This is a genomic window from Bacillus salitolerans (assembly GCF_042680805.1).
Taxonomy (GTDB): domain Bacteria; phylum Bacillota; class Bacilli; order Bacillales; family SA4; genus Bacillus_CJ; species Bacillus_CJ salitolerans.
In genome coordinates this window covers 46906-54776 of sequence record NZ_JBHUEM010000057.1, presented here as the reverse complement: position 1 = coordinate 54776, position 7871 = coordinate 46906, and the positions used below count along the sequence as shown (strand labels likewise).

The following is a 7871-nucleotide window of genomic DNA, read 5'->3' as shown; positions in this document are numbered from 1 at the left end:
TGGTCCTTATTTTTATCCAAAAATAATCAAAGCCGGTGAAATTTTACTCTCGTAAAATTTCACCGGCTTTTTCTATTGAGGTGGGTTTTGTCCCAGCCTCATTTTATTGAATGAGGAAGGAAAAGGAATTGGCCTTATGGAAGTAAAGAGGCAGAAGAGTGGAACAACTGATTGTCATTAAATCATAAATTAACCGAATGCGAAGTATTTTATCTGTCAATTAATAGAGATGGCCAGAGGAGATATGTTAAATGATAGGAATATATATTTTATGCTTAATATTTATGTCCTTTATGGTGGCGTTTATTTTTATTCGTAAGCATTTCAAAAAAGCGGGATATAATCATGGGCTAAAAAGAGATGTTATGATTGTACTTGGTTATCCCGCAAAAAAGGATGGAGGCATGTCTTCAATTTTGCGAGAACGGGTCAATAGAGCAGCAGTTCTCTATCACGCTGGAATTGCCGAAGTAGTTATTTGTTCGGGTGCATCTGTCGCTAATAATCATGTTGAGGCAGATGTCATGGCACGAGCCTTAGTGGAGTTAGGAGTGGATCGTAGCCAAATCATACGAGAAACGAAAGCAAGGGGCACTTATGAAAATTTGGTAAAATCCCGAGAAATCATGCACGAGAGAGGATTGAAAAAAGCAGTTATAGTCACCTCACCTTGGCACTTGCGAAAAGCCAGTTCATATGCGTTTCGGTTAGGAATTGACCATACCTTGGAAAATTCTAAAGTGCCAAAAGAATTCATCATAGGAGTAGGAATCATTTACATTTACGTATACATACAGATGTTCATAATTTATTTACGTTTTTATAAAGGATGAAAATGTCTCTGTTTTATTCATGAAAAGATATAGCAGTATGGGGGTTTCTTTAACTAAACAAGCTAATATTTTGTAAATATTTCCCAATAAAATATTTTACCGTGATATACTAAAATAAGAATGCCAAATAACCTTCCATTAACTAAGCATTGGAAGGTTTTGTATTATTTAGTTAAAAATCTTAATTAGGCTATATCTTGGAAAGTAGTTCTGATTTTTAATAAAGCATAAATCCAATGTAAGAGAGTTGAGGAGATTTTCATGGAACATATTAAGCTTTTTCTTTCAAACGATAGGCTATCATTAAGAGAATTTACTAAAGACGATTGGATAGATGTTCATAAATACGCATCACAAGATATTGTTTGTAAATATCAACCTTGGGAACCTAATACAGAAGAGGAATCACAAGGTTTTGTTTATCAGGTAATTAAAGACGCTACCCAACAACCAAGGACAAGGTTTGTTTTTGCAATTGTTTATGAAGATAAAATGATTGGAGCAGGGGAGTTGAACATAAGAGATCTAACTAATAAGATTGGAGAGGTCGCTTACATTGTTAATCCTGATTATTGGGGAAACGGGATTGCAACTGATGTCGCTAAACTCTTGATTGGTTTTGGATTTAAAGAACTTAAACTTCATCGTATATTTGCAACTTGTGATCCTAGAAATATTGGCTCATCAAAAGTATTAGAAAAAGTTGGAATGATTAAGGAAGGTAGAATTCGTGAAGATTTGCTAATAAGGGATGGTTGGCGGGATTCTTTACTATATGGTGTTTTAGAACACGAATGGAAAAAGTAATATAACAAGCTTTATTAAGCTACCATGAAAATAAACGTCTCCAAGTGTAAAAAATTTACAATACCAAAGAATCCCCATCTCCATTCGTTTTACAAACGGAGTGAGCTATAAATAGCAATTGGATTGACTAGTTGACTGGATTAAAACCAGTATAGACAGATCTATATATTTTCATTCTCTGTGGTGAAGTTCTTGTATTTTGCACTTCATGGATGGCTAACTGGTGCGTTAGTGGAAGAAGGGAATAAGACTTGTTCATATAGAAATTAGCATTGTTGGTGAGTAAAAGAAGGGAAAAAAATGAACTATAAAGTTATTATAAACATTCCAATATCTAATAATGAAGTACCAGAATTAAGAGAACATGTTGGTTGGGGTAGACGAGATGAAGACTACCCAACTTTGTTTGAACGTTGTAATTTCTGGGCTGGGGTTAGAGATAAAAATAATAAACTGATTGCCTTTGGGTATGTTTGTGGAATGGGTTTAGAACATGGATATATGGAAGATATAATCGTACATCCTCAGTACCAAGGACGGGGAATTGGAGTTGAGTTGGTAAAGGAATTATTGCGAGAGTCTGAACGATTTGGATTAAGAATTGTAACAGTATCATACGAGGAAAACAAAACTAACTTTTATAAAGCATGTGGCTTTACATGTGGTTCAGGAGGATTATGGCAATCATCGAAGTAAAAATTCTTACTGACTACCATGAAAATAAACGTCTCCAAGTGTAAAAAATTCACAATACCAAAGAATCCCCATCTCCATTCGTTTTACAAACGGAGTGAGCTATAATTAATAGCAATTAGATTGACTAGTTGACTGGATTAAAACCAGTATAGACAGATCTATATATTTTCATTCTCTGTGGTGAAGTTCTGGTATTTTGCACTTCATGGATGGCTAAACCAGCTAATAGTTTGTCAACATTTTTCAATAAAAAGATTAATAACACCATGATATACTAAAATTGAACATACCAAATAACCTTCCTCTTTACTCTAATTGGAAGGTTTTGTTGTATTTAGTTAGATATAGTTTTTAAGCTATATCTTGGAAAGTAGATCTGTTTTTTAGTAAGGCGTAAATCCAATGTAAGAGTTTATTTACACAGGCTATAACTGCTACTCTGAAGGGTTTTCCTTCTTCACGTTTCTTATCGTAAAACTCTCTTAATCTTTATTACGTGCTATTATCTCATCAGTCGTTTTCTTCTTACGTGAATCACGAATACCACTTTGAACAGCCATATATAAGGCATGACGAAGCCTACAAGAACCTCTTTTGGTAATTCGATTGACTGATGCAGTAAACTTACCTGAAGAGTAAACACTAGGATCTACTCCAGCGAATGCAACGAGCTTTTTGGCATCATTGAACCGACCTATCTCTCCAACATCGGATAAAATCGTGGCGGCGATTTTCTCTCCGATTCCAGGGATAGACTGAAGTATATGATACTCTTCAATTTCTTTAGCGAGGGCATTTATTTCAGCTGCAATCTTAGATAGATGCTCTTGATATTGAAGAACCATATTAACTAATAGCTCAAGATTAAAGATATGGCTCTGGTACAGGTTGTTTTGAAACGGGTTACGAAGGGCTGCATCTCTTAATTTCTCTGCCCTTTCTTTTGCCCAGGCATCAGAACGACTTATACATAATGAACCAATCTTTTCGGTCAACTCTCTTTCACTTACACTTAGTACAGCCTGAGAGGTTGGGAAGGCTATTAATGTAAGTAATGAAACCTTTGAGTATAAACTACCAAATACACCTCTATACTCAGGGAAGACCTGATCTAATAATGAGTGAAGTTGTAGTTTAGTTTTTGCTGATACTTCAGCGATACTCTCTTGCTGTCTAGTAAGATTACGAAGGTTTAGGAGTTGAATACCTCGCTTTTTATAAGGCTCTAACTCTTCTTTATAAAACAATTCACAAAGGTGATAGGCATCTACTGCATCTGTCTTTACCTTGCGTAGACTTGAACTTTTTGCTCTATGTGAAATAAGAGGATTGACGACAATATAAACATAATTTTGCTCCTCAAGAAACTGAATAACAGGAATATGGTAATGTCCAGTTGATTCTAAAACGACCGAAGGTTGATAACCACTAGCTGAACTCTCAACCTCTTTAAGAAACTCTAATAAACTACCTAATCCTTCAGTAATATGTTTGATACTAAAACTCTTACGATAAGGTCTTCCTTTATCTAAAAATGCTTGAACCTGACTTTCACCTTTCGACACATCCAGACCAACGACTGGATTCATACAATATCTCCTCCTAGAAATACATCAATTGTCGGTAACCCCTAAAGCTTCTTGTAATGTCATAGGTTCGCTTGTTAAACGGGATCTCTTTGTCCCAACCAGCCTGAAACATGTTTATACAAGTAGGGGGTGAACAGTTTAGCTAACGGGATTGATTCCCACGGGTGCGACGTTCTACCCCGACTACCGTTATAATATGACCATATAAAAATAGGTCAACCAGAAAATTCTGGCTAACCTTATATTACGAACGGGTGCAAATGTACAATAAGAGAATGCGATCAGCTACTTTGGCTGGTCGTTTATTATTTGTGTAGAATTTGAGCAAAATAGTTTAAGAAAATAAAAGCATTAAGTGAGTGAAGTATTTTGAACTATAATTGTTTGGTGGTGGAATTTTGTCTGAAATAAAACTTGCTTCAAGAAAAAGTAGAATATTGGCATATCTAATAGACCATTTCGTTCTTTCTCTTTTCTTAGTTATACCATTTACTATTCTCATGGCAAATGAAGATATAGAAAGTGATTTTTTATTTGCTCTGTTTCCAATTTGGATGATTATTTTTTTCATTTTTTATTGTCTGAAGGATTCTTTTAAAGGCATTAGTTTAGGTAAATGGGTTATTGGGATAGGAGTAAGAGATGAAAATGATAGATCCGATATTCCATCCATTCCTAGGTTATTCTTAAGAAATTTATTATTGGTTATTTGGCCAATTGAATTTATAGTCCTAGCAATAAATAAAAATAAACAAAGACTCGGAGATAAAGTGGCTAACACAATTGTTATTAAAGTAAGAGAAATGGGCGTATGGAAGAAAATAGTTGTTGTCCTTTTGGCTATTGTTATTTCATTCGTGTTATTTCTGTCAGCAATCGTTTTATCAATGAAAAACAGTGAAGCATATGAAGCAGCCATTACTTTTATTGAGAGTAATGAAAACATTGTTGGTGAAACAGGTGGAATTGAAGGATATGGCTTTTTGCCTTCAGGAAGCATACAAACTAGTAACGGCTATGGAGAATCAGTTTTTACAATTGAAGTAAAAGGCAAAGAAAAGGATATTTATGTGGAAGTATATTTAACTAAAGTTCCAAACCAAAATTGGAAAGTAGAAGAAGTACATTACGAATAACTTAAAAGAGAGCGAATGAATTTGTTCTCTTTTTTAAATGGGGATTGCTGAAATGGAGCAATACAAATTTAGCAGGTCGTAAATAAATCTTATTGTGCTCCCTCAGTTAGATTCAATTATCTCTCGAATGCTCACTAATTCGCAGGATTTCAATTCACTTGCTAGAGTAAAAAGGTGGATTGAAGGATCATAGACCCAATTTGGCTACATGAAGGCATACTTAAATAAAGGAGGCAGTGTTTACTCCAATAATTTCCATATAATGTACGCATTCTCCACGCCACCCTTGGAGGTTTTCGCTCCCATGTCTCAACGGGTCAAATGCCCTCTCATTCCTTCGTCATACCTATCCAAGTGGTAGAGGCCGGTCTTTCTAACGGGACGGGTCTGAGCCCTTTTGCACAATAAATCCGGTACTCCGTACTATTTTTGAGATCCTACGAATAAGTCAATATTCGAATACTGTTACTTTAATAGACTAAGTTTTTATTTGCTTTATAAAAGAATGTAGTTCGTTATTTTATGCAGCTAATGGTGTTAAAGGCTGTACTTTAATAGGACTATAAGATTCATTTTTTCGGGCCATTCCGACTAATATTCTTGCGAATTCATCACAAGACTCATTGTGGCTAAATATAAGAAACGCCGTAATCTAGATCTCCCACGTTTAGAGAGGACAATTTGTCCTTTCCATTTACCTGAACTAGCCTCTACTAAATGTAGCCCAGCATGACGTAATAATGAATTTCCATGAGAAAAACCACTTAGATCTCCTGCTTCTCCTAAAATGCCGGCAAGTGCAATTTCACTAATTCCTTTAATGGCGAGCAGCTTTCTGGCGTAAGGAATTTGTTTAAGAACTTCTGTACCTTCCTTTTCCACTCGCTCTAATTGGGCTGTGGCAAGATCAAATTCCTCAATTAGCTGTTCCAGGTGTAATTTATAAGCATCCAATGCTTGTTTGGTACCTACAGAATGTTGAGCTAACTTAACTAGTAAATGTGCCTTTTTAAATCCAGAGTGTCGTTTCATTAGTGTTTTCCAAGCATTAACGACATCATGAGCATTCATAGAACGTAGTTCAAGTGGTGTTGGGAAAAGTCGAAGGGTAGCGATGGCACCTTTACCTTTTACATCTTTGAAAACTTGACGAAGTTCAGGGAAAACAACATCAACCCAACGGTTAATTTGATTAATAGCACTAACTAGTCTCTTAACGATTATGTCACGATTAGACGTTAATACTCGTAGCTTTTCAAACGGCTCTGAAGTAGGACGTATGAAGGAATAGTAACCATTCTTCACCATATCCGCTATTACTAAAGCGTCTTTTTTATCGCTTTTAGATTGTGTTATCTCGGTTTTCTTTATTCTTTTTAACAAGGTGGGGGTTAACAGTAACGGACTCTATATTTTGACTATAGAGCCATTTTGATAGATTTATCCAATAATGGCCCGTTGGTTCCATACCAACTATTGTAGTTTCAAATCCTTTTAACTTTTTCAATTGATTGATCCAGTGTAGTAGTCTATCAAAGCCTTCTTCATTGTTTTCAAATGAGAGAGGGTCACCTACAATAATTCCGCGGAAGTTAACAGCACGAGCAACGTGAACTTCTTGGGCTATATCTAAACCAACAACGAGATGTTGAGCAGAAATTCTTTCTATTAGTTGATTTTGTTTGTCTTGCATTTTAAACTTCATATAAGAGCTTCCTCCTTAGATTTTAAGTTTTAGAGTGGTGTCTATACTTAAATCTTACTGAGGAGCTCTGTTTTTTTCAAAACCGAAATTTAACCATCTACAGGAATTCTAAAGGGGGCATTTCTGCACCAGAGCAGGAATGCCTTTTGACTAACGAAGCAGAATAATTCAATAAGGATATTGGATTTTTATGGTAAAATATTTGATGAGGGGTGGGATTTTGTTTAAAGAAGTAAGGAACTTTATTAGTCGTTTATCGAGAAGAACTAAATTAAGTATATTGGGCGTAATCATTAGTTTTTGCAGTATTTTTATTGTGAATTTTTCCGTTATTGCTTTTTGTATCTTTTATTTACTTGGAGTATTTTTAATCCTAATTAGTGCTTTCATTGGTATAGAGAAATTTAATAAAAATGCAGTAGGAGAGATAATATCAAGAATTGCATTATTGCATTGGCTCTGATTATGATAGGAATATTTTCACCTATGGGTATTATTGAAAATTCATTTTTTTCTAATATACAAATTGTTGGTTTTGTATTGATGATTGTTGGAATACCATTAAAAAGTCCATCCAAAGAGAAAAAGAATTAATGCTTTTTCACTAAAGGGGTGCTCTACAACAATAACGGATACTCACTTATCTTTCGAAGTCAATATTTGAGATTAAACCGTCCTTGACGGTTTCTTTATTAGGATTTATTAACACCCATATTAACTTTTTAATTCAAATATACTTAACAATAAATAATATAATGAAGTGAAATAAATGCAATTGTTTATATCATCATTTCAGAAAAACAATACTAAGGTTTACTAGACTAAAAGGAGTGACTGACGTGGGTTTAAGTCCGTTTAAAACAGTTATTTCTGGACCTTACAACTATAAAGTAAAACATAGGTTTTCTAATAAATACGTTGATAATTCTGGACATTTAGAAGGGGACAAGTGCTTCGCAAAGGTAGCAAAGTTTTGGAAAGAAGAAGAAGCAATCTACTTTGTTAAAAACATTTTAAAGGGACAGATTGCTGGATATCAAGAATTTGATGAAATGAGTCCAGTATATATAATAACTAAACATACTAACTTTACCATACAAATTCC

Annotated in this window: 5 protein-coding genes and 2 pseudogenes; 5 read left to right on the top strand and 2 right to left on the bottom strand. The window is 34.7% G+C overall.

The annotated features are described in order from the left end of the window. The first annotated feature begins 251 nt into the window (after positions 1 to 251). From ACFSCX_RS25175 to ACFSCX_RS25165, 3 genes are all read left to right on the top strand, one after another. Positions 252 to 833 carry a YdcF family protein gene (locus tag ACFSCX_RS25175; protein ID WP_377931017.1) on the top strand — a complete coding sequence of 194 codons (582 nt, stop codon included), beginning with the start codon at positions 252 to 254 and terminating at the stop codon, positions 831 to 833. 261 nt (positions 834 to 1094) lie between these two features. After that, complete coding sequence (locus ACFSCX_RS25170) at positions 1095 to 1640, top strand: GNAT family N-acetyltransferase (protein ID WP_377931016.1); 546 nt, start codon at positions 1095 to 1097, stop codon at positions 1638 to 1640. A gap of 300 nt (positions 1641 to 1940) precedes the next feature. After that, positions 1941 to 2336, top strand: a complete 396-nt coding sequence (locus ACFSCX_RS25165) for a GNAT family N-acetyltransferase (protein WP_377931015.1) — start codon at positions 1941 to 1943, stop codon at positions 2334 to 2336. Between the two features lie 351 nt (positions 2337 to 2687). Here ACFSCX_RS25165 and ACFSCX_RS25160 read toward each other — a convergent pair. After that, a pseudogene (locus ACFSCX_RS25160) lies at positions 2688 to 3925 on the bottom strand (IS110 family RNA-guided transposase). A 398-nt stretch (positions 3926 to 4323) separates the two neighbouring features. Here ACFSCX_RS25160 and ACFSCX_RS25155 point away from each other — a divergent pair. Continuing rightward, the gene (locus ACFSCX_RS25155) at positions 4324 to 5061 is read left to right on the top strand and encodes an RDD family protein (RefSeq protein WP_377931014.1); all 738 of its coding nucleotides are present in this window, start codon (positions 4324 to 4326) and stop codon (positions 5059 to 5061) included. 520 nt (positions 5062 to 5581) lie between these two features. Here the strand turns inward: ACFSCX_RS25155 and ACFSCX_RS25150 are convergent. Next, a pseudogene (locus tag ACFSCX_RS25150) lies at positions 5582 to 6766 on the bottom strand (IS110 family RNA-guided transposase). Positions 6767 to 7605: 839 nt separating this feature from the next. Between ACFSCX_RS25150 and ACFSCX_RS25145 the strand changes: the two are divergent. Continuing rightward, on the top strand, positions 7606 to 7871 hold a 266-nt coding region (locus ACFSCX_RS25145), incomplete at its 3' end, for a hypothetical protein (RefSeq protein ID WP_377931013.1).

What these genes read in the sequence shown, in the direction of transcription:
- ACFSCX_RS25175 (WP_377931017.1), top strand. Translation starts at nt 252, where the DNA reads ATGATAGGAATATATATTTTATGCTTAATATTTATGTCCTTTATGGTG.
- ACFSCX_RS25170 (WP_377931016.1), top strand. Translation starts at nt 1,095, where the DNA reads ATGGAACATATTAAGCTTTTTCTTTCAAACGATAGGCTATCATTAAGA.
- ACFSCX_RS25165 (WP_377931015.1), top strand. Translation starts at nt 1,941, where the DNA reads ATGAACTATAAAGTTATTATAAACATTCCAATATCTAATAATGAAGTA.